This window comes from Austwickia chelonae (genome assembly GCF_003391095.1).
Lineage (GTDB): Bacteria > Actinomycetota > Actinomycetes > Actinomycetales > Dermatophilaceae > Austwickia > Austwickia chelonae_A.
Window position 1 is genome coordinate 2,858,061 of record NZ_CP031447.1, and the last position, 20,701, is coordinate 2,878,761.

Annotated in this window: 17 protein-coding genes; 12 read left to right on the plus strand and 5 right to left on the minus strand. The window is 65.9% G+C overall.

Going from position 1 to position 20,701, the window contains the following annotated elements:
* The first annotated feature begins 170 nt into the window (after positions 1 to 170).
* The 7 genes from nrfH (at position 171) to DX923_RS12645 (ending at position 7,334) form a co-directional block, all read left to right on the plus strand.
* Entirely contained in the window at positions 171 to 662 is a 492-nt protein-coding gene (gene nrfH, locus DX923_RS12615; protein WP_205413044.1) for a cytochrome c nitrite reductase small subunit, read from the plus strand.
* A 9-nt stretch (positions 663 to 671) separates the two neighbouring features.
* Entirely contained in the window at positions 672 to 2,129 is a 1,458-nt protein-coding gene (locus tag DX923_RS12620) for an ammonia-forming cytochrome c nitrite reductase subunit c552 (protein ID WP_116116331.1), read from the plus strand.
* Between the two features lie 288 nt (positions 2,130 to 2,417).
* Positions 2,418 to 3,449 carry a tetratricopeptide repeat protein gene (locus DX923_RS12625; protein ID WP_116115426.1) on the plus strand — a complete coding sequence of 344 codons (1,032 nt, stop codon included), beginning with the start codon at positions 2,418 to 2,420 and terminating at the stop codon, positions 3,447 to 3,449.
* Between the two features lie 42 nt (positions 3,450 to 3,491).
* Positions 3,492 to 4,196 carry a cytochrome c biogenesis CcdA family protein gene (locus DX923_RS12630; RefSeq protein ID WP_116115428.1) on the plus strand — a complete coding sequence of 235 codons (705 nt, stop codon included), beginning with the start codon at positions 3,492 to 3,494 and terminating at the stop codon, positions 4,194 to 4,196.
* Positions 4,197 to 4,207: 11 nt separating this feature from the next.
* Positions 4,208 to 5,719, plus strand: a complete 1,512-nt coding sequence (locus DX923_RS12635; RefSeq protein ID WP_116115430.1) for a cytochrome c biogenesis protein ResB — start codon at positions 4,208 to 4,210, stop codon at positions 5,717 to 5,719.
* 66 nt (positions 5,720 to 5,785) lie between these two features.
* Complete coding sequence (gene ccsB / locus DX923_RS12640; protein ID WP_116115432.1) at positions 5,786 to 6,679, plus strand: c-type cytochrome biogenesis protein CcsB; 894 nt, start codon at positions 5,786 to 5,788, stop codon at positions 6,677 to 6,679.
* Positions 6,672 to 7,334, plus strand: a complete 663-nt coding sequence (locus DX923_RS12645; RefSeq protein WP_116115434.1) for a TlpA family protein disulfide reductase — start codon at positions 6,672 to 6,674, stop codon at positions 7,332 to 7,334. Before ccsB ends, DX923_RS12645 begins: the two co-directional genes overlap by 8 nt.
* A 6-nt stretch (positions 7,335 to 7,340) precedes the next feature.
* On the opposite strand, the gene DX923_RS12650 is transcribed toward DX923_RS12645, so the two are convergent.
* On the minus strand, positions 7,341 to 7,763 hold the full coding sequence (locus DX923_RS12650; RefSeq protein WP_116115436.1) for a hypothetical protein: 423 nt from the start codon (positions 7,761 to 7,763) through the stop codon (positions 7,341 to 7,343).
* Positions 7,764 to 7,882: 119 nt separating this feature from the next.
* On the opposite strand from DX923_RS12650, the gene DX923_RS12655 reads away from it, so the two are divergent.
* Positions 7,883 to 8,785 carry a YwqG family protein gene (locus DX923_RS12655; protein WP_116115438.1) on the plus strand — a complete coding sequence of 301 codons (903 nt, stop codon included), beginning with the start codon at positions 7,883 to 7,885 and terminating at the stop codon, positions 8,783 to 8,785.
* A gap of 93 nt (positions 8,786 to 8,878) precedes the next feature.
* Here DX923_RS12655 and DX923_RS12660 read toward each other — a convergent pair whose 3' ends face one another.
* Positions 8,879 to 10,477: an APC family permease gene (locus tag DX923_RS12660; RefSeq protein WP_240322632.1), complete on the minus strand. Its 1,599-nt coding sequence runs from the start codon at positions 10,475 to 10,477 to the stop codon at positions 8,879 to 8,881.
* Between the two features lie 483 nt (positions 10,478 to 10,960).
* The gene (locus DX923_RS12665) at positions 10,961 to 11,626 is read right to left on the minus strand and encodes a hypothetical protein (RefSeq protein ID WP_116115442.1); all 666 of its coding nucleotides are present in this window, start codon (positions 11,624 to 11,626) and stop codon (positions 10,961 to 10,963) included.
* 282 nt (positions 11,627 to 11,908) lie between these two features.
* Here DX923_RS12665 and DX923_RS12670 point away from each other — a divergent pair, with 282 nt between their 5' ends.
* Complete coding sequence (locus DX923_RS12670; RefSeq protein WP_162872958.1) at positions 11,909 to 12,469, plus strand: hypothetical protein; 561 nt, start codon at positions 11,909 to 11,911, stop codon at positions 12,467 to 12,469.
* A gap of 90 nt (positions 12,470 to 12,559) precedes the next feature.
* Positions 12,560 to 13,726 carry a nucleotide sugar dehydrogenase gene (locus DX923_RS12675; protein WP_116116332.1) on the plus strand — a complete coding sequence of 389 codons (1,167 nt, stop codon included), beginning with the start codon at positions 12,560 to 12,562 and terminating at the stop codon, positions 13,724 to 13,726.
* Here the strand turns inward: DX923_RS12675 and DX923_RS12680 are convergent.
* Positions 13,696 to 14,472, minus strand: coding sequence for a helix-turn-helix transcriptional regulator (locus DX923_RS12680; RefSeq protein ID WP_162872959.1), 777 nt, complete (start codon positions 14,470 to 14,472; stop codon positions 13,696 to 13,698). The two genes, DX923_RS12675 and DX923_RS12680, sit on opposite strands and share 31 nt — an antisense overlap.
* 170 nt (positions 14,473 to 14,642) lie before the next feature.
* On the opposite strand from DX923_RS12680, the gene DX923_RS12685 reads away from it, so the two are divergent.
* Together DX923_RS12685 and DX923_RS12690 are read left to right on the plus strand one after the other, a co-directional pair.
* Positions 14,643 to 15,821 (plus strand): hypothetical protein, encoded by a 1,179-nt coding sequence (locus tag DX923_RS12685; protein ID WP_205413045.1) that lies wholly within the window; start codon positions 14,643 to 14,645, stop codon positions 15,819 to 15,821.
* Positions 15,818 to 18,541 (plus strand): multicopper oxidase domain-containing protein, encoded by a 2,724-nt coding sequence (locus DX923_RS12690; RefSeq protein ID WP_116115448.1) that lies wholly within the window; start codon positions 15,818 to 15,820, stop codon positions 18,539 to 18,541. The genes DX923_RS12685 and DX923_RS12690 overlap by 4 nt, the downstream gene beginning before the upstream one ends.
* A 44-nt stretch (positions 18,542 to 18,585) precedes the next feature.
* Here the strand turns inward: DX923_RS12690 and DX923_RS12695 are convergent, their stop codons facing one another.
* Positions 18,586 to 20,583 (minus strand): S9 family peptidase, encoded by a 1,998-nt coding sequence (locus DX923_RS12695; protein WP_162872960.1) that lies wholly within the window; start codon positions 20,581 to 20,583, stop codon positions 18,586 to 18,588.
* Between the last annotated feature and the right edge of the window lie 118 nt (positions 20,584 to 20,701).

A 20,701-nucleotide genomic window follows, 5' to 3' on the forward strand; every position in this document is an offset into this window, starting at 1 on the left:
ACTCGGACCTATATACCGGATTTCTACCGGCGGAGGGATGGTAAACGCCTGGCACCGTCACCATCATGAGTCATGATGGGCGACCCGACTGGAGGCCGCTCTCCCCACCGGTGCCTACCGGCGGGGCCGACACAGCTGGCCTACGAGGACGGCGTGACGAGGGTCGGACAATGGTGAAAGAGATTCTCGCCGAACTACGGAGCGTCTTCTCCCGCCCGTCGGGATGGTTGTACGCGGCCGCGGTCTTCGTGGTGGGTTCACTGATCGGCGTGGGTTTCTTCACGTTCGGTTATGCCAACGGAGCGTCCTACCTGAGCAATGACCCGAAGGCCTGCGTCAACTGTCACGTGATGCGCGACCAGTACGACGGATGGATGAAGTCCAGCCACGGAAAAGTCGCCGTCTGCAACGACTGCCACGCACCACACGACATCGTGGGTAAGTACGCCACGAAGGCGCTCAACGGATGGAACCACGGGTTCGCCTTCACCACCGGAAACTTCCCGCAGAACATCCAGATCACGCAGCGGAACCGCGAGATCACCGAGCAGGCCTGCCTCAGCTGCCATGCCGACATCACGTCCGGCATCAGAGCGTCCCGTCCGGAACATTCCCCACAGGTCTCGTGCATCTCCTGCCATCGCAACGTCGGGCATATGTAGGTGGACACCATGGAAACCAGCGAGAACCCTCGCCGACGCAAAGTCTTATGGCTACTCGTCGGCGCCATCGCGATCACAGCCGTGGTCACGATGGGTCTGACAGCCTTGCTCGTCAACATCCTCGAACGTAAGGAAGAGGCGCGGGCGCCCTTCACGAAGGTCGTGGAGATCGACGACAAGACCACCGACCCAGCAGTCTGGGGTCGAAACTTCCCCATCCAGTACGACATGTACAAGAAGACCGCCGATCAGGAGCGCACCAAGTTCGGTGGCTCTGAAGCGCTCCCGAAGGACCCGAAGAAGCCGCAGAGCGGCACGGTCTCCCAGAGCAAGATCACCGAGGACCCCCGCCTGCAGAAGATGTGGGCCGGGTACGCCTTCGCCACGGACTTCCGTGAGGAACGCGGTCACGCGCACATGCTGCAGGACCAGATGGACACCCGTCGGGTGACCGACTTCAAACAGCCTGGTACCTGTTTGAACTGCCACGCCTCCACCTACGTCGCCCAGAAGTACGAATTGGGCAACGGGGACCTGAAGGCCGGCTTCGACAAGATGAACAAGATGACCTATGCCGAGGCCACCTCCAAGGTGCAGCACCCGGTGGCCTGCATCGACTGCCATGACCCGAAGACGATGCAGCTGCGCATCACCAAGCCCGCGTTCATGGAGGGCATCAAGAAGATCAAGGCGCAGCAGGGCGTCAAGGACTTCGATGTCAACAAGGACGCCACCGCTCAGGAGATGCGTTCGTTCGTCTGTGGACAGTGCCACGTCGAGTACTACTTCAAGGGCGAGGAGAAGACCCTCACCTTCCCGTGGGACAAGGGCACCAAGGCCACCGACGCTCTCGCCTACTACGACGAGATCGGTTTCAAGGACTGGGAGCACAAGATCACCGGCGCCCCGGCGTTGAAGGCCCAGCACCCGGAGTTCGAGACCTGGCAGCAGGGCGTGCACTACCGGGCCGGGGTCTCGTGCGCCGACTGCCACATGCCGTACACCCGGGTGGGTTCGGCGAAGGTCAGCGACCACCAGGTCCGCAGCCCCATGTTGAATGTCAACCGGGCCTGCCAGGGATGTCACAACGCCTCGGAGACCGAGATCAAGGATCGGGTCGAACAGATCCAATTGCGTTTCATCTCCTCACGTGATGTGGCGTTCAACGCGTTGACCGAATTCATCGACGACATCGCGGCGGCCCAGAAGAACGGGGCCACCGAGGACAGGCTGGTCAAGGCACGTGACTTCCAGCGCAAGGCACAGTTCCTGATCGACTACGTCGAAGCAGAGAACTCCGCCGGATTCCACGCTCCTGGGGCCACCCTGGACACCATCAACCGGGCTACCGACTACATCCGCCAGGGGCAGCTCGCGCTGCTCGGGAAGGAGAAGTCACCGGAGGCTCCGCTGCCGGCCACGCCGACTGCTCCGGTCGCGCCGGTCCCCACCACGCGCAGCAGCTGATCGGAGGAACACCGGACACAGGCCCGACGCCTGCTTCCTCCCGGACGGGGGATGCCACCAGTGGTGGTGTCCCCCGTCCGTCGTCTCCCCACCCGGTATACGCCGGAGGCCCCCCGACAGGCACAGGTGCGCCTATATCCATCGGCGCATCCGCTATATCCATGGCACGCCCGATCTACCCGAAACGTGCCGGGCGGCGGATGGCATCGCCGCCGACCTCCCGGGGAGGATGAGAAGGAATAAAGAGGAAGTGGCTAACCGGCCACCGGAGCAGCAGCAGGAGTCCCGATGAGTGGGCGTCGAGTCAACCCCGTCGACCCGACGGAGGCACACCCGCAGGGCACTTTGGCACGCCATCTCGGGCTACCTGAGGACGCCGATGAAGCCACGGTGAAAGACGCCCACCAGCATTTGAAGGATTTCCTCGACAGCGCTCCCCCAGCACTCGAAGCCTGGGCCGAGAACCAGCGCCGGCTTGCCGAGAAATCCCGCACCACCCCCGCTGCGCCGTCTTCTTCCGGCTCCTCGAAGGTGGCCGAGAAGTCCCTGTCCGACCATTTCGATGATCTCGACTTCCTCGAGGACGAGCCGTCGTCGGCCCCGACCCCGAAACCGGCCCCCGCCACCAAGCCGGGGCGCCGCAGGGCCGTGGTCACCCCCGAAGCAGCAGCTGCCGCTCAGCATCACCCGCGCCAACGCACCTCAGCGCTCGTCCCGGTCCTCGTCCTGATGCTCATCGTCGGGGTCGTCTACGGCGTGTACCAGGCTGGTCGCCCCGTCAACACTGCGGCGTCCCCGGCCAAACCCACCAGTTCGGTACGCCCGGTCGACGAGTCGAAGGTCAAAGAACTCACCGAGAAGACGAAAACCGACCCTAAGGATGTCGCTTCGCTGCGCAGCCTGACCGACCAGTACTACGGCGCAGGCGAGTTCGCCAAGGCCGCTGAATGGCAGCAAAAGGTCGTGGACATCCAGCCCGCCGACATCAGCTCCCGTCTGGTGCTCGCCGCCTGCCTGGCCAACTCCGGCGACGCAGCCCGCGCCGAGACCGAGTGGACGAAAGTCATCGAGCTCGATCCCAAGCAGGTCGAGGCCTACTACAACCTCGGCGTGCTGCACTTCTCCGCGACCCCCCCGGATGTCGAGAAAGCCCGCGCCGAATGGGCCAAGGTCGTCGAGATCGACCCGAACTCCCCGCTGGCGAAGAACGTGTCGAGCCACATGAACCGGATGGGCGGACACGGCGCGAAGACCCCGGGTGGGGCAGCCTCGGGTGCCCCCACCGCCGCGGCCACCACCCAGGCCCCCGCCGCCAAATGACCCCGGCCCCCGGCTGACACAGACAGGGAGAGGAGAGAACTTATGACCGGAGTGACGCTGCCCCTGGCAGTCCTCGCCGGCATCATCTCCTTCATCTCACCCTGTTTCCTGCCGATCGTGCCGGTCTACGTGGGCTACATGGTCGGCGGACAAGACGAGCAGCCGATCTCCCGCAGAGCCACCCTCCTCCAGGCCTGCGCCTTCGTCGGCGGGTTCAGCGCGGTGTTCGTCACGTTGTGGGCCTCGATAGGCCTGGTCGGATACGCGCTGAGTGACTACCGGGACCTGCTGCGCATCGCCGGTGGCGCTGTGCTCATCGTGATGGGCTTGCACGTGGCAGGGCTCATCGAGCTGTCCATGCTCTACCGCACCGCCCGGCCGATCGGGGCCCCGTCGGCCAACGGCCGTCCGACCTTGCGTCGATCCGGGCTGCTGGGGCTGGCCTTCGGTGCCGGGTGGACCCCCTGCATCGGGCCGATCCTCGGTGGAGTCATCGGCCTGGCCTCGGTCAGCTCGACCGTCGGGGAGGGAGCACTGCTCCTCGTCGCCTACTGCCTCGGGCTCGGGCTCCCCTTCGTCCTGGTGGCCATGGGCGCCGACGCCCTGCACCGACGGATGTCCGCTCTACGACGCCACACCACCGCGATCGCGCTGACCTCGGGTGCCTTCCTGATCGTCACCGGCTTCCTGATGGTCACCAATCTCTTCAGCCGTCTGAGCGGCTCCGTCCCCACCTTCGGCCTGTGAGCGAGGACCTCATGACCCAAGACGTGCGCCCCCGCAATCTCGTCGACGAGAACCCTCCGCCCGCCGCGGCGTCCCCCTCGGCCCCGCAAGGGGATATCCCGCTGCGTGAGGTCTTCCACAAGGTCAACGCCTTCTTCTACAACAAGACCACCGGTCTGGGGCTCATCCTCGCGATGGCTTTCCTCACCCTGATGGGCACCCTGCTGGAGCAGGCACCCGACGGGCTGCGCGACGACCCCTCCGGATGGAACTCCTGGGTTGAATCGGTGCGCCCCCGCTACGGCGGATGGACCCAGGTACTGGCCTTCACCGGCGCCTTCAACATCTTCAGCTCCATCTGGTTCCGCGTGGTCACCGTCATGCTGGCGCTCAGCATCATCGCGTGCACCTGCCATCGGGTCCCGCAGTTGTGGCGGCGGTCGGCACATCCGCACATCCACGTCAGTGACGCTTTCTTCGACCACGCAGGCCTGAGCGAACGGGTCTGCCTCGACACCGCACCTGCTGAGACCTTCGCGAGCGCACGCGCCGCGTTGAGTGCACAGGGTTATCGGATCATCGACGACGAGCGTGGCCCGGGGTTGAACCTGTACGCCGATCGTTTCCGCTGGGCACCTTTCGGTACGGCGATCGCCCACGCCAGTTTCGTGATCATCCTGTTGGGTGTCTTCGTCACCACTACCTTCGGGTTCAAGAATCCGAGCTTGCCGGTGGGTGTGGGGACCAAGGCCGAGATCGGTCACGGCACCGGGTTGACGGTCGAGGCGAAGTCGTTCACCGACAGGTACACCGATCAGGGCCGTCCGCTGGACTACTACTCCGAGTTGGTCCTGTTCAAGGACGGGCGTCAGGTCGCTGAACAGACCGTTCGGGTCAATACGCCCTTGCGTCACGAAGGGGTGTCCATCCACCAGGCTTCGTACGGCATCGCAGCTGCCATGAAGATCACCGATGCCCAGGGTGCCCAGGTCTATTCCGGCGGGGTGCCTCTGGCGTGGAAGTCCGATGACAAACGTCGTGTGATCGGCAAGGTGAAGCTCGAGGGCAAGAACTTGACCCTGTATGTCGTCGCTGCTGCTTCTGGGGTCGTCGACCGTCAGCTCGGTGCGGGGCAGGTGCTCCTGGAGGTTTACCAGGATGCCGAGAAGAGCCCGTTGGCGTCGCAGGTCGTCTCTCAGGGGCAGGAGGCGCAGATCGCCGGGCTGAACTACACCTTCGAACGTGAGCGTCAGTACACCGGGTTGATGATCGTGCGGGACCCCGGTGCCATCTGGGTGTGGATCGGGTCTTCGTTGATGGTGCTCGGTCTGATCCTGACGATGTTCCTCCACCACCGTCGCATCTGGGTGAGGGTCGTCCCCCGCTCCGAGGGAGAGGGCAGCGAGCTGCGTATCGCCTCGGCGGAGCGTCAGGACACGCCTTACGAACGATGGTTCCACCGCTTCGTGCAGCGGTTGGCCGATCCCGGTTCGGTCGGCGAGGGGAACAGCCTGGACGACTACGACCGCCGACGGAAGCGCTGAGATGACAACGGCCTCTCCGAGTGAAGTAACCACCTCCATCCGCCCATCTGTCACGAGGACACGACGATGATCAATCTCTCCCAGTACTTCCTCGTCGCTGCCACCCTGCTCGTCGCCCTGGCGGTGGCTGCCGACGTGATCGCTGTCGCCCTGCGACGTCAGAGCGTCCCCGATGAGGAGCGGGTTCCCGCTGCTGTGGGGGCTTCCTCGTCGAGCAGTCGTCCGTCCGTCGGAGCTGTGGCTCCCCAGACCCGGGGAATCAGCTGGTTCGGCAGCGCTCTGACCTACGCGGCGCTGGCTGCGCTGACCGGCGCATTGGCAACTCGGTCGATGGCCACCGGCCACGGCCCCTTCGCGAATCAGCACGAGTTCGCCGTTTCTTTCGCCTGGGGCATCCTGGCTGCCTACGTCTACTTCGAGTGGCGCTATCGGATCCGTGCGCTGGCGTTGTTGGTGCTGCCGGTGACCATCACCATGTTGATGTACGCGCAGGCGACCGATTCCGACGTCCAGCCGCTCGTCCCGGCTCTTCAGCACCATTTCCTCCTCACCGTGCATGTCGCCACGGCGGTTCTGTCCTACGGTGCGGCTGCGGTCGCGTTCTGCGCTGCGGTGCTCTACCTGTTGCCGGAGAGCCTGCATTTCAAGGGGATGCCCAAGCCTGCGGTGCTCGATGAGCTGGGTTACCGGGCTGCGGTGGTCTCGTACCCGTTGATGACCATCATGATCATTCTGGGTGCGGTGTGGGCGAATATCGCCTGGGGCGCGTACTGGAGCTGGGACCCCAAGGAGACCTCGGCGCTGGTGACCTGGCTCATCTACGGCGCTTATCTGCATGCCCGTGTGGTCCGTGACTGGCGAGGCCGGAGAGCCGCCTGGTTGCTCGTTCTGGGGTTCGCCGCGGTGCTCTTCACCTACTTCGGCAATCTCTTCTTCGGCGGGCTGCATTCCTATGCCTGAGCGGACCACGGTTTCGGACCGGCCTGCGCAGGCCGGGGTGGACCGGGGTGACTGGCGGGCACGTCTTCGGTCCAGCCGTTTCGGCACGGTAGGCGTGCTCCTGGTGACGCTGGTCCTGGTGATGGGCGGCGCTTATCTGGTGAACCGGCCGGCCGAAGGTTCGGGTAAGCCCACGGCTCAGGGCACGGAGAAGATCTCGCCCGTGCAACTCAAGGGCGGGGCGTCCGGACCTGCTCCGAAGGTGGGAGAACCTGCCCCGGAGTTCTCTTCGGCCACCATTGACGGCCAGGAAATCTCGTTGTCCCAGTACGCCGGCCGACCGGTCTGGCTGACTTTCGGTGCCTCGTGGTGTTCGGCCTGTCGAGCGGAGTTCCCCGACGTTCAGGCCACGCATGCTGCGGCAAAACCGGACGGCCTGGCTGTGATCGGCATTTACCTCTCCGAGGAGGCTTCCTCGGTGAAGGAGTTCACCCAACGGTTGAAGCTTGACTTCGCCCATGTGCCCGACCCGCAGACCCGTATCGCCTCGGCCTACCGGGTGATGGGGGTTCCGGCTCATGTGTTCATCGACAAGGAGGGTGTGGTGCGGTCCATCGACGCCGGCATCCTCAGTCACGACCAGATCAAGGAGCGTCTGGGCAAGATCGGCGCCTGACCTCTCTCAGCCGATGACGAAGGGTTCGCCCTGCTCGACCCGGATGGGCAGCCGTGCTTCACCCTTGATCGCTGCCACGACCTCGGCGGTGGCCTCGGTGACCGTCACGAAGATCTCACCGGTCCGCACGTCCACACCGAAAGCATTGATGAAGGTGGGTTTCGAGCTGTCACCGAAGACTTCGGCGAGCCGTTCCGATTCGGCCGTGAGCTCGGCCTCGGCGTGCGCGACCCGACGGAACTCGAACCGGGCGGTGTAGTTCTGCGGAGGGTTGCTCTCTCCTACCGGTCCGAGCCCTTTCGCTCCGACGACGAAGAGGTCGCCTTCCTGCCAGACGCCACCTGATGCTTCCGGGCCGAGAGCTTTCTGCAGCAGGGCCAACAGCTGCTGATCGCCGACGACGGGTTCGGGGGTGCTGCTGGGCATCATGGATCGGTCAGCTCCTCATGAGGTGGGTGGATCGAACGGCGACAGTCTAGGGAGGGAGACGGCCGGAAGAGCCGTGAAGTTGCCCTCCCGTTGTCGGAAGCTCCTGCCAGACTGAGGCAATGTCGTCTGATTCCAGTTTTTCTCCCGAGAGCCTCGCTGATCTCTGCCCTGATTTCGAGACCGCGAAGCAGGTGGCGTACGACCATCTCCCTGAGGAGGTCGCCGATGCCTGGATCCGGATGTGCCGCCCTGCGGTCTCCTTGTCCCCGGCCGAGCAGGGTGAGCCCGTGGTCGCCCGTTTCGGAGGGATTCCCCGGATGCCCGAGGAGATCTCCTGGCCGGAGTGGGAGGGGCACGGTCCGCTCTCCTTCGTCGCCGAAGTCGATCTGTCCGCGCTGACCGAGCACGGTCTGCGCACGGGTCTGGATCTACCCGAGCAGGGGCGTTTGCTCTTCTTCTACTACGTCAATCCGGAAGACCCGGATGCGCTGGTCTTCTACGAAGATCACGAGAGCCTGTCGGGGGCCCGGGTCCTCTACGTCACGGAGACCGCTGCCGACAGCCCGCGTCGGGTTCTCACCGACGAGTCGGTCACCGCCTACCCGGAGGTGAAGATGACCGGCACCATGCTGAGCACCTTCCCCGAGGTGGAGAATTCCCGGCTCTATCAGGAGTTCGCCGACCAGGAGAGCGACGGCGAGTCCTGGCTGGACCTGGCCAATGACGACGATTTCCGGGAAGCGTTGGCGGAATTGGAGCCCGAGACCGACCACCGTATCGGCGGATGGCCGTTGTCCTTGCAGGGTCCGGTCGAGCTGGAGGCCGCTGCTTCGGTGCTCGACGCTTCGCTCTACGACTCGCCCGAGTACGAAGGCGAGGCACGTTCCTGGCGTCTGCTCCTGCAGGTGAGTAGCAGCGACGAGATGATCTGGGGCGATTCGGGGATGCTCTACTGGTTCCTCCGTGAGGGCTCCACCGGCAAACCGCTGCCGACCAGCACCTTCACCTGGCAGTGCCTGTGACCGAGGTGCCATCGTCCGGTCTGCGTTGACCGGAGGACGACGGCGCGGGGTGACTCCGGATGGAAGCCTCGGAATCACCCCGCGGTCGTATCGTCACTCAGCCGGCGGCCGATACCGCCCCAGGTCTGCCGAATCGCGTCTGCTGCTCCGTGTGGGATAACCCGCAGGTGCCTCGCTGCGATACTCCGGCGTACTGGCCGGTTGATCGTCGTTTCCCTGGTCGGCCGAAGTGGAGGCATCGGATTCCGTCGCCAGGGGAAGGTCGCCGGCGACCAGTTGCTGCCCGCCGGTTTCTTCCTCCAGGGGCAGGAAGGCGCCGGTGTCCGGCGGCATGCCTGCATCCTCTTGACGCGGGCCACGGACCAGGGCCAGGGCCCCGCCGACGACCAACCATCCGCCGCCGACCATCAACGCGAGGTGGCTGGTGTGGCCCAGCACGACCAGCAGGATGACCGCACCGATCCCGGGGACCACACCGTGGCGGATCGGGCAGGGCTTCTCGTCCTTGCGCTTCGTCCAGAAGTAGCCGATCACCGACAGGTGCACCAGGACGAAGGCCGACAAGGCACCCACGGCGACGATCGACACCAGCGCGTCCAGCCCGTTCGGCTGCAAGGACGACCAGAACGCGATACCCAGGTTGATCACCGCGACCGACGTGGTGGCGCTGACCGGCACTCCGGCTCGCGGGGAGACCATCGTGAAGAACCGCGGCAGCGCCTGTTCCCGGCCCATGTCCAACAGGATCCGTGAGGCTGCCGCTTGGCCCACCATCGCGGAGAAAGCCGCACCGGCTCCGGTGGACAAGGCCAGGAGGGTCTTCAGCCAGGGGGCGATCTGGGCCCCGACCATCTCGTAGAAAGCGACGCCGTGCCGGTCAGGGGTGACGGCTCCGGTTGCGGCGGCAGGTGGGGAGAGCAGCGAACCCACGTAGGTCTGTACGAAGAAGAAGATCCCGGCGAGCACCAGGCATGTCACCGTTGCCCGGGCCACAGCTTTACGTCCGCCGATGGATTCCTCGACGAAGGTGGTCAGTGCGTCGAAGCCCAGGAAGCTGAGCGCGGCGACGGAGACCGCGCCGATGACAGCGGTCATCTGCATCGGTCCGACACCGGTCAGCGGGCTGGTCCACGGACGTTGCGGGCCGCTGGTGATCAGGACCAGGAGACTGCCGAAGAGCACGAAGGCCAGGACGACGGTCGAGATGATCACCATCACCAGTGCGGCTTGCGCGGCGATTCTCACCCCGATGAGATTCAACGATGTGGTGATCGCCACGATCACGACGATCCATGCCCAGATCGGCACTGACGGGACGATCGAGTTCAGCGCGAACCCCGAGAAGAGATAGGCCACCGCGGGGATCAGCAGGTAGTCGAGCATGATCATCCACCCGGCCAGGAAGCCGCTGCGTGGACCGATCCCTGCGTTCGCGTAGGCGAAGACCGACCCTGCGCGGGGTACCTGGCGAGACATCATCACGTAGGACGCCGCGGTGAAGGACATCGCCACGGTGGCGATCAGGTAGACGACGGGTGCCATACCGCCTGATTTGGCGTCGAGCACCCCGAAGACGCCGATCGCTGCCGATGGCCCGATGAAAGCGAGCCCGTACCCGATGAGCTGCGGGAAAGTGAGCCTACGTCGCAGGGTAGGCGTGATCTGCCGATGCCTTCCTCCACCGGCTGTCATTTCGGATCGACCCCCTCGCTGGGGCCTCAATGTCTGGGCCATGGTGCGCCTCCTCGAGCACGCGGTCGCCCTCTCCCGACCACGCGAACTCCGTTAATTGGTGCCGACTGTAACGACCTTGGACGAGTAAAGGCGATGAAATGACGGCTTTGTTTGGACGGTCGACCAGAGGGGGTGTGACCGTCTCGGCAGTATCGAGACCAAGGAGAGCACAGCTGGGCAGGTCACAGGACCTCAGACGTCTGATGTGTCCCCGCCAGCAGGCATGATCTCCGAAAATTTTATTTTTTGATAACACCGCTCGCTGTCCAATCATTGAGATGGACTGTGTCAGCGCGGAGTAGGACAACAGGCTCGGAGAACGCCTCGAAGGCTCCGAGAATGATATTTTCCGAGGCTCTCTTTCCTACTGAAAAAACAGTCGATACTTCAGGACCAGGAGCGAAGCCATACGGCTGGATCAGCGAATCCCGTTCTGCCCCTTCAATGCAGCCCACCCCCTTGTGAGGCCTGCCCCACAAGAAGAGCTTGTAAGGCTGTTAAGAGCGTGGATTCCTGCGCCTCCATCCAATCGACAAGCTGTCGGAAGGACACGAAACGCACCTCTGACTGACACGACACCTCCCGCATCACGGTCTCCACGGCATCCATATAGATGCCGCCGTTCCACTGCTCGAAATGATTACCGATGATCAGCGGGGCCCGATTCCCCCGGCAGGCCCGGTCGAAACCGGCCAGGAACGCATCGATGACGGTCTCCTGCGACCAGTCCGCCTCGGAAAAAGCCGCCACCCCCTTGGTGCCACAGAAGTGGCCGTTGAAGTGGGCGCCGATCTCGTGCCCCGCCTTCCCAGCCGCCCCGTCCCAGGAGATGACGACGAACTGAGGTGGCACCTGGCCTGGAGTCAGCTTCTCCACCTTCGGCTGGTTCGACTGCGGCCCCGTGTTCACGGTCGAGCCATCACCGATGGAGGTGACGGAGGAGGACAGGGACGGCTCCCCCGCAGATCCGGAATCGGATCCGCCCGACGGCTCAGAGGTCCCCGAGCATCCGGACATCGCCGAAGCCGCAGCGATCGCAGCGCCCAGACCTCCCCGCTGCAGGAGCGTCCTGCGGGAAGCCGAGACCGATGTCGACGAAGAAGTCATGACCTCATGACTTAGCACGCAATTCTCAAAAAAAGGTCACTCAGAAGAAATCTCCGACCCAAGATTCGACGAAGGAGTGCCCCTGGTCGAACGGCCGTCGATGAACTACTTGTTCTTCTTCTCGGACGACAGTCCTGGAAATAAAAACGAACCGCCTTTGATGCCAAGCAAAATCAGCTCAGAAAGTCAGTCTGCTGGCCGATAGGGGGACCAGGGTGGTCTCCACCCCCGGTATTTCTCTGAAAACTGCTGCCCAGGATGCTCGACGAGGAGAAGACCAGCATGGACGCCAGCCGACCCATCCTTTTCAGACGCACCAAGCAACATCCCACCGTCGCACCGGTGAATGCCTCCACCGGAACCGGTGTACATCTGGATCACGGTGACCGCCGGGGCCGTTCAACCTTCGCCGAGCATCCCACGCAACGTGATGCCACGCCTTTCGGCAGGTTCGCCAACCGCATCCAAGCCTTCACCCTGCATCTGACCGATGAGGACCGGACGGCACTGGGCTCCCTCTATCTCGTGGCCGAGAACAGATACGGCAAGGACAGCCGCCAGATGAGGAAAGTCGACGATCTGGCCCGAAAACTGGCCCAGCAGCGCCAGGCCGACCTCGACCCCGCCCCGGCCGAAGAAGCCGAGGAACCCGTCGCTGTCGGTGCCGAGGAGAAATCTGCTGCCGCATCGGCTGACATCACCCACCCGCCCGCCATCCCGGCGATGGCCGCCGCTGCCGGAATCACCACCTGGCAACTACTGATGCAGGACGACACCTCCCGGGAGAGCGCACGTCTCCTGGAGAAACAACTCGGCATCCGACTGGTCGACCGTCAGGCCTGAACCCCCTGAACATCCGATGGTCCGGCGGCGGACGCGCCGCCGGACCATCGGCGCAGACCTCTGCTTCACCGGTGGAATATGCTGAAAAACATGAAGATCGCCGTGGCAGGGCTGGGCTATGTCGGCCTAGCCAATGCAGTCCTCCTGGCCCAGCACCATGATGTCGTCGCTGTCGACATCGACGCAGGACGAGTCGATCAAGTACAACGCAGGGTTGCCCCCATCTCCGACCCCGAGTTGGAGGAATACCTGGCCGAGCGGGATCTGCGACTGAGCGCCACGACCGACCCTGCGCAGGGCTACGCCGATGCTGATTTCGTCCTGATAGCCACGCCCACCAATTACGACGAACAACTCAACTTCTTCGACACCAGTAGCGTCGACGCCGTGATCGCGCAGGTCGCTGCGATCAACCCGACTGCGACTGTCGTCATCAAGTCGACCGTGCCGGTGGGGTACACCGAGCGCGCCAGGCAGAGCCGTCCCGGGCAATGCATCCTGTTCTCCCCGGAATTCCTCCGCGAGGGCAAGGCACTCTACGACAATCTGCATCCGAGCCGGATCGTGATCGGTGGGCGCGGGCCCGAGGCCGAGCAGCTCGCCGACCTGCTCCGAGCGGGGTCGTTGGACCCGGACACTCCGGTCCTCCTCACTGATCCGACCGAGGCCGAAGCGATCAAGCTCTTCGCCAATACTTATCTGGCGATGCGCGTCTCGTACTTCAACGAACTCGACACCTACGCTGCGACCCACGGCTTGGACCCTCGTCAGATCATCGACGGCGTCGGCCTCGATCCGCGGATCGGCAACCATTACAACAACCCCAGTTTCGGGTACGGCGGCTATTGCCTGCCCAAGGACACGAAGCAGCTGCTCGCCAACTACGACCGGGTGCCGCAAACCCTGATCCGGGCGATCGTCGACTCGAACACGACCCGCAAGGACTTCATCGCCTTCGACATCCTGTCGCGGCAGCCGAAGGTCGTCGGCGTCTACCGGCTCACCATGAAGGCCGGTGCGGACAACTACCGTTCGTCCTCCGTGCAGGGGATCATGAAACGGATCAAGGCGAAGGGCGTTCCGGTCCTGGTGTACGAACCGACCTTCGAGGGCGAGCACTTCTTCCACTCCGAAGTGGTCCAGGACCTGGAGGATTTCAAGGCCCGGGCCGATGTGATCATCGCCAACCGGCACAGCGAAGAACTCGCCGATGTGGCCGAAAAAGTTTACACCCGTGACCTGTTCGGCTCCGACTGAGGCTCCGGCTGCACGCTGAGGCTTTCCTGCCCGGGCAACCGCAGCAAACAGGCTCCTGGTTCGGCGAACGGACGGAGGTCTCCGCCTTCTCCCGGCCCGCCGTAGGCCGCCGATGCGCCTCGGACCAGCCCGAGATGCACGCGGCAGAGTACTTCGGGGTACTCCTGTGCCGTGGACAGCAGGGGGCAGGTGTGAAGTTCGAGTTCACGGGGGCCGCGGCGCCGGGGGGAGAACCCCAGGTCGTCGAGTAGATCGATCAGCCGACTCTCGGTGTCCCCGCGAGAAGGCGACGCCTGCCGGGCCAGTGTCGTACCCCAGTGGCGGCCGATCAGATCGGCTTCTCGTTCGGGGACCTCAGCGCTGGTGGCCACGTAATGGGCGAAGGAACCGGCCATGGCGAGATAGGCCGCACTGACCAGGACCTGAGCACCGGCGAGCGCGGCGTCTCCTTGCGCGGTGAGGGTGTACCCCAGGCAGGGGCGTCCGCGTCGGCCGGTGTCGATGGTGGTGGTGGCGACGAGTCCTTCTTCGTTGAGGGCGTCGAGGTGTCGGCGGATTCCGTTGGGGTGGAGGCCGAGGTGTTCGGCGAGGCGGGCGGCGGTGGCGGGTGTGCTGGGGGCGCGCTCGGGGGTGTCGTCGGAGGGGTGCCCCTGGTGTGCGCGGAGGGCGCGCAGCACCCGCAGGCGCGCGTCGCCCAGGGGGGTGAGGGGAGTTGACGCAGGTCCGAGACCGGGCGTACTTTTCACATACAAAGTGTACTAAATAGACTCCAGGACGGAAATCATGAGCGAGCCAATGTCATTCCCCGTCACCGAGACCTCCTCCGGCCGCGAGTGCGGCCACGACACCTGGAAGATCCTGCTCGAACGCCTCGCCTGACCCCTCCGACCTGACCCTCTCCGCACCGACGCCCCCGATGCCGATGCCGATGCCGATGCCGATGCCCCACGACACCGTCCGCCACCGGTACCTCCTCCTCGCCGCCGGCGGTCTCAGCCTGCTCGCCGGGCTCGACGCCGCACTCCTCCGCCTGGGCGTCTGGGCCCCGGTGAGTGGCGAATTCGCCGCCCACCTCCCCGGACGCCACGGCATCCTCATGGTGCTCGGATTCCTCGGCACCCTCATCGCCCTCGAACGGGCCGTCGCCCTGCGCGAACCCTGGGGTTACGCCGCCCCCGCCTGCTCCGGCGCGGGCGGAGCATCCCTCGCCCTGGGCGTACCCGTACCCTTCGGTGCCGTCCTCCTCGTGGACGGCACCGTCCTCCTGCTCCTCGTCTACGCCGCCCTGTACCGGCGGCGCAAGGACACCACCGTCGCCGTCGAAGCACTCGGCGCGCTCGCCGCGCTCGCCGCCGCACTGTTGTGGATGCGGATCGACGTCCCCCACCTCCTGCCCTGGCTGGCCACCTTCGTCATCGCCACCATCGCTGCCGAACGCGTCGAACTGGCCCGCATCCACCTGCCCGCCCACAGCGCAGACATCATGCTCGCCCTCGTCCTGGGCCTCATCGCCACCAGCACCGCCACCCTGTTGATCGGCGACCTCGGCGCGCGGGCCTTCGGGCTCGTCCAGTTGGTCATCGTCGGCTGGCTCGGCCACCATGACATCGCCCGACGCACCGTGCACGGCAGCGGGCTCCCCCGATTCAGTGCTGCCGCGATGCTCCTGGGATACGGATGGCTCGCCGTGGCCGGGGCCATCTGGCTCGTCGCCGGGCGCCCCTCCGACAACACCACCTATGACATCGCCGTCCACGCCACCTTCCTCGGCTTCGCCATGTCGATGGTGTTCGCCCACGCCCCGGTCATCCTGCCCGGCGTCGTACGCCGCCCGCTGCCGTATCACCCGGCCATGTGGGCACTCCTGGCCGTGCTGCATCTCGGCCTGGCCATCCGGGTCGTCGGCGCGCTGGCCACGAATATCAACGTGTGGACGATCGGTTCGGTGGTCACCGTGATCGCCTTGGCCGTCTTCCCCCCGAGCATGATCGCCCTGTCCGCCATCGGCGGACGAACCCGGCCGTCCCCCGGACACACCCCCCGTCCCGCGTCCCCGGCCCACACCCCCACCTCCCAGGAAAGCTCCCCCCGATGACCGCCTTGCACGACCGCCGCCACTGGCCGTTGCGTGACCGTCCCGCCCTGGCCTGGCTGGTCTTCGCCGCCGTACTGGCCTTCGCCCACCGCTGGGTGCCCGACGCCCGCTGGCTGATGGTGCACGCCGTGACCATCGGCGCGCTCACCCACGCCATCATGGTGTGGAGCGTCCATTTCACCCAGGCGTTGTTGAAGACCCCGGACACCATCGACCCTCGTCGACACCAATCGGCGCGTCTGCTCCTGCTGCTCGGCGGCACCATCGGCGTGATCGCCGGGATGCCACACCAGCTGTGGTGGCTCGTCCTCACCGGCGCGACACTGATCTCCACAGCCGTGATCTGGCACGGCCACGCCCTCGTCTCCCGGCTGCGCGCCGCACTGCCCGGACGCTTCCGGGTCACCGTCCACTACTACCTGGCCGCGTCGATCTGCATGCCGCTCGGAGCCGGCCTGGGCGTCTGGATCGCCCACGGCGTCACCGAGGAATGGCGCGGACGGATCCTGCTGGCCCACACCGCGATCATGGTGCTCGGCTGGGTCGGACTCACCGTCACCGGGACGCTGCTGACCCTGTGGCCGACGATGCTGCGCACCCGGATCGACGCCCGCGCCGAGAAATGGGCCCACCAGGCTCTACCCGCCTTGGTGGCTACGCTGTCCGTGATCGCTGCCGGTGCGCTCACCGGACAGCGGTGGGTAGCCTTCGCCGGTGTCCTCGGCTACCTCCTGGCCTGGAGTTGGACGGGCCGGGCCCTGCTGCGTCCCGCCCGGCAGGCTCCACCACGTCATTTCGCGACCTGGTCGGCCACCGCCGCGATCTGCTGGTTCGTCGGCACCCTCGTCGTCATCGCGGCCACCCTGGCCACATCGACCGAATGGGCGCGGCTGCCAGGCAAGTACACGCTGATCACTCCGGCGCTGGTCGTCGGTTTCGGAGTACAACTGCTCACCGGGGCCCTGGCCCACCTGGTGCCGGTCGTCATCGGCGGTGGGGCCCGCGCCGTCCGCGCCGCGCAAGCCGAGTTCGACCGGTTCGCCGCGGCCAGAGTCGTCATCGTGAACAGCGGTCTGCTGCTGTGCCTCCTTCCGGTGCCCAGCTGGGTACGAGTCACCTGTTCCGTCCTCGTCCTCCTGGCCTTGATGTTCTTCCTCCCGGCGACCTTCCGCGCCTTCCGGGCCGGACAACGGGCCAAGGACGAGCCCGGCCCCGCGCTGCGTGCCCCGCTGCCGCCGCTTCCGGGCATCTACTCCCCCGCTCAGCTGGTCGCCGCCGCCTGCGCGATCGTCCTGGCCGTCACCGTCGGAGTGGCCGTCGACCCGACCGCGGCCGGGATCACCGCCTCCGGGCTCACCGGCGGGTCATCCGCCACCGGGCAGACCACCCGGGTCCGGGTAGAGACCAAGGAGATGAAGTTCTTCCCGTCCACGATCGACGTGCCACGCGGCAACCGCTTGGAGGTCGAGCTGGTCAACCTCGACCAAGGGATGACCCACGACCTGGTCCTCGACAACGGTGCCCACAGCCGACGGCTCGACCCGGGCGACACCCAGGTCCTGGATGCCGGAGTCATCGACAAGAACACCGAAGGCTGGTGCAGCATCGTCGGCCACCGGCAGATGGGCATGGTGCTCTCCGTCCGGGCGACCGGTCTCGGACCCGACCAGCTCGCAGCCCGTGACGGGATCGCCCGCGGCGGGCCGTCCGCGGCGTCCTCCCCGGCAGCACAGGCCCCAGGAGGACATGGGCACGGTGGGACGCCGGGCGGGCCACGTCTGGGGCAGAAAGCCGACGACGACTTCCGCGCGGTGAAGGCTGAGCTGTCCCCGCTCACCGACGAGAAGATCCGCAGGCACACCTTCACCGTCGAAGAGGTCGAGCTGGAGGTCTCCCCGGGGGTCAAACAGAAACGCTGGACCTTCAACGGCGCGGTACCCGGCCCGACCCTGCACGGCCGGATCGGGGACGTCTTCGAGATCACCCTGGTCAACAAGGGCACGATGGGGCATTCCATCGACTTCCACGCCGGAGACATCGCCCCCGACCAGCCGATGCGCACCATCGCCCCCGGAGAAAGCCTGCTCTACCGGTTCACCGCGAACCGGGCCGGGATCTGGATGTACCACTGCTCGACCATGCCGATGGCCACCCATATCGCCGCCGGCATGCACGGCGCCGTCGTCATCGAACCCGAAGGACTGCCGCAGGTCGACCGCAGTTACGTCCTGGTGCAGTCGGAAGTCTTCGTCGACGGGGACGGAACCACCGCCAAGGAGATCGACGCCGGCGCCGTTGCCGCGGAGAAACCGTCGGCCGTCGTCTTCAACGGCATCGCCAACCAGTACGACGCCCGCCCGCTGCCGGCCAAGGTCGGCGACCGGGTCCGGTTCTGGGTAGTGGACGTCGGGCCGAACCGGCCGACCAGTTTCCATGTCGTCGGAGGCCAGTTCGACACCGTCTACTTCGAGGGCGCCTACCAGCTACGGAACGGCCACGGCCCGGGCACACCAGGCTTCGCCGCCGCATCCGCTGCCCCGGGCGGCGACTCCCGGGAGGGCGCCCGCGGCCCTGGCGGTTCACAAGCCCTGGGTCTGCAAGCCGCACAGGGCGGATTCGTGGAGATGACCCCCAAGGAAGCCGGCCATTACGCCTTCGTCTCGCACATCATGGTCGACGCCGAGCGCGGCGCCCACGGCGTGCTGAAGGTGAGTCCCTGACGGTACGCACCCTCCCTCGCCGTGGGCGGGGCTTCGCCCTCCGCTCAGGGAACGACCTGGGCCAGGTTCTCGATCACGACCGGTTCGATGTCCCCGGCAGGGGTGTACCCCCACACCTGGGCGAGGAAACTGATCTGAGCTTCCCCTGAGCGGGTCACATGGGCGGGTTCACGGAAACCGTGGCCTTCCCCTGCGAACTCGATCAGAGCCACCGGGAGCCCTTTGGCCCGGACGGCATCGGCCATCAGCCGGGCCTGCTCGGGCGGCACCACTTTGTCCTCGGTGCCCTGGAGGAGGAGCAGAGGACAGGACAGCCCGTCCAGGTGACGGATCGGGGAACGCTCGGCATAGACCGCTTCGGCCTCGGGCCACGGACCGACCAGGCCGTAGGTGTACCGGGACTCGAACTTGTGGGTGTCGGCCGCCAGGCTGGCCAGGTCGGAGACCCCGAAGAAGGACACCCCAGCGGTGAACACGTCGTGGAAGGTCAGCGCGGCCAGGGTGCAGTACCCACCCGCCGAGCCTCCCTTGATCGCAAGTCGTCGCGCGTCGACCACTGCGGTGTCGGCCAGATGACGGGCTCCTTCGACGCAGTCGACGACGTCGACGACCCCCCACCGACCGGTGAGTCGCTCCCGGTAGGCCTGGCCGAATCCGGTCGACCCGCCGTAATTCACGTCGAGGACGGCGATCCCTTGAGAAGTCAGATAGGCCTTCACGACGTCCAAGGATCCGACGGTGGCAGAGGTCGGTCCGCCGTGGGAGACGACCACCAACGGTGGCTTCTCCTCGTCCGGCCCTTGAACGTCGGGGTGGGTGGGCAGATAGAGGAAACCGTGAGCGATGTCTCCGCCGTGACCGGTCCACTGCACCGGCCGGGGCTGCGGCGCATACCCCTCGGGGATGGCCTGACCGTAGACCCACAGGGTGTCCGACCGACCGGTGTCCGGGTCCAGGGAAATGACTTCGCCGGGCCGATCGGGGTAGGCCACCCGCATGACGACCCGACCGTCGCCGACGCTGAGGTCGCTGGCGAGCGCGAGGCGTGGTCCCAGGTCGGTGACGGTGAGGGTGGCGGGGTCGAGGAGGGTCGGTTGGGCGAATCCGTCGATCCAGCGGACGGCGACGAGACGTCCGTCGGGTAGCGCGGTCATTGCGCGTTCGCGGAGGGCCCAGGCAGGTATGCCGTACTCTTCGGCGACGGGGTGGAGGCAGAGTTCGTGTCCTGTGGTGAGGTCGATGAGATAGGGGTTGACCCAGCCGGTGCGTTCGTCGAGGACCGCCAGGTGGGTGTCATCGGCCCAGACGGGTTCGGTGGCTGCGGCACCTTCTTGTCCGGCGACGGGGCGGGCGTCGACGAGGTCGCCGTCGTCGTCGATCCGGGCGACCCATACTTGTCCGGCGTCCCAGGGCATGTGTGGATGTGACCATTGCACCCAGGCCAGGTGGGTTCCGTCCGGGGAGAGCACCGGGTCGATCACGAAGTCGGGTTGTGGGATGTCGTCGTGCCCGGAGCGGCAGGTGATGGCCGGGACGGTGCCGTGGCCGGGGTTCTGCCCGTCGAGGCGGAGTCGGACGAGGGTGTTGACCGGTTCACCGGTGTCCCGGTGGTCTTCCCTGACGGCCCAGGCGATCTGCCGGTCGGGGTCGATCTCCATCGCGGCGTAGCGGACTCGGGCTTCTTTGTCCTGGGGGGCGAGGGGGTAGGGGTGGTTGTCGAGTCGCCAGAGTCGTTGGGTGGTGCGTTCCACGGCGAGGATGATCCCGTCGCGGACGGCGTATTCGCCGCCGCCGTATTCGTGGACCCGGGAGACCACGCTGAATCCGTCGGGGCTGATGTCCTCGGTGGTCTTTCCCCTCAGGCGGGTGAGGTGGACGGTGGATCCGGTGTCGGGGCTGGTGCGGAGGATGTAGCGGTCGCCGCCGTCGGCCCGGGGCGCCGGCGCGCAGGAGGCCCTGGTCAGGGATTCCGCTGTGATCGGCGACGGCCATTCACCATAGGGAAGAACATTTTTCTTGTCGTGAGATATGGATGCCGTCATAGCTGGCATGTTGCCATGGGTGGAGCGCCCGGGCAGGGAGTCACACGGTGTTCACCGAAGCTCTTCCGGACGGTGGTCCGGGAGCCGGTGCGGGGCGAGTGGGCCAGACTGGACGAGT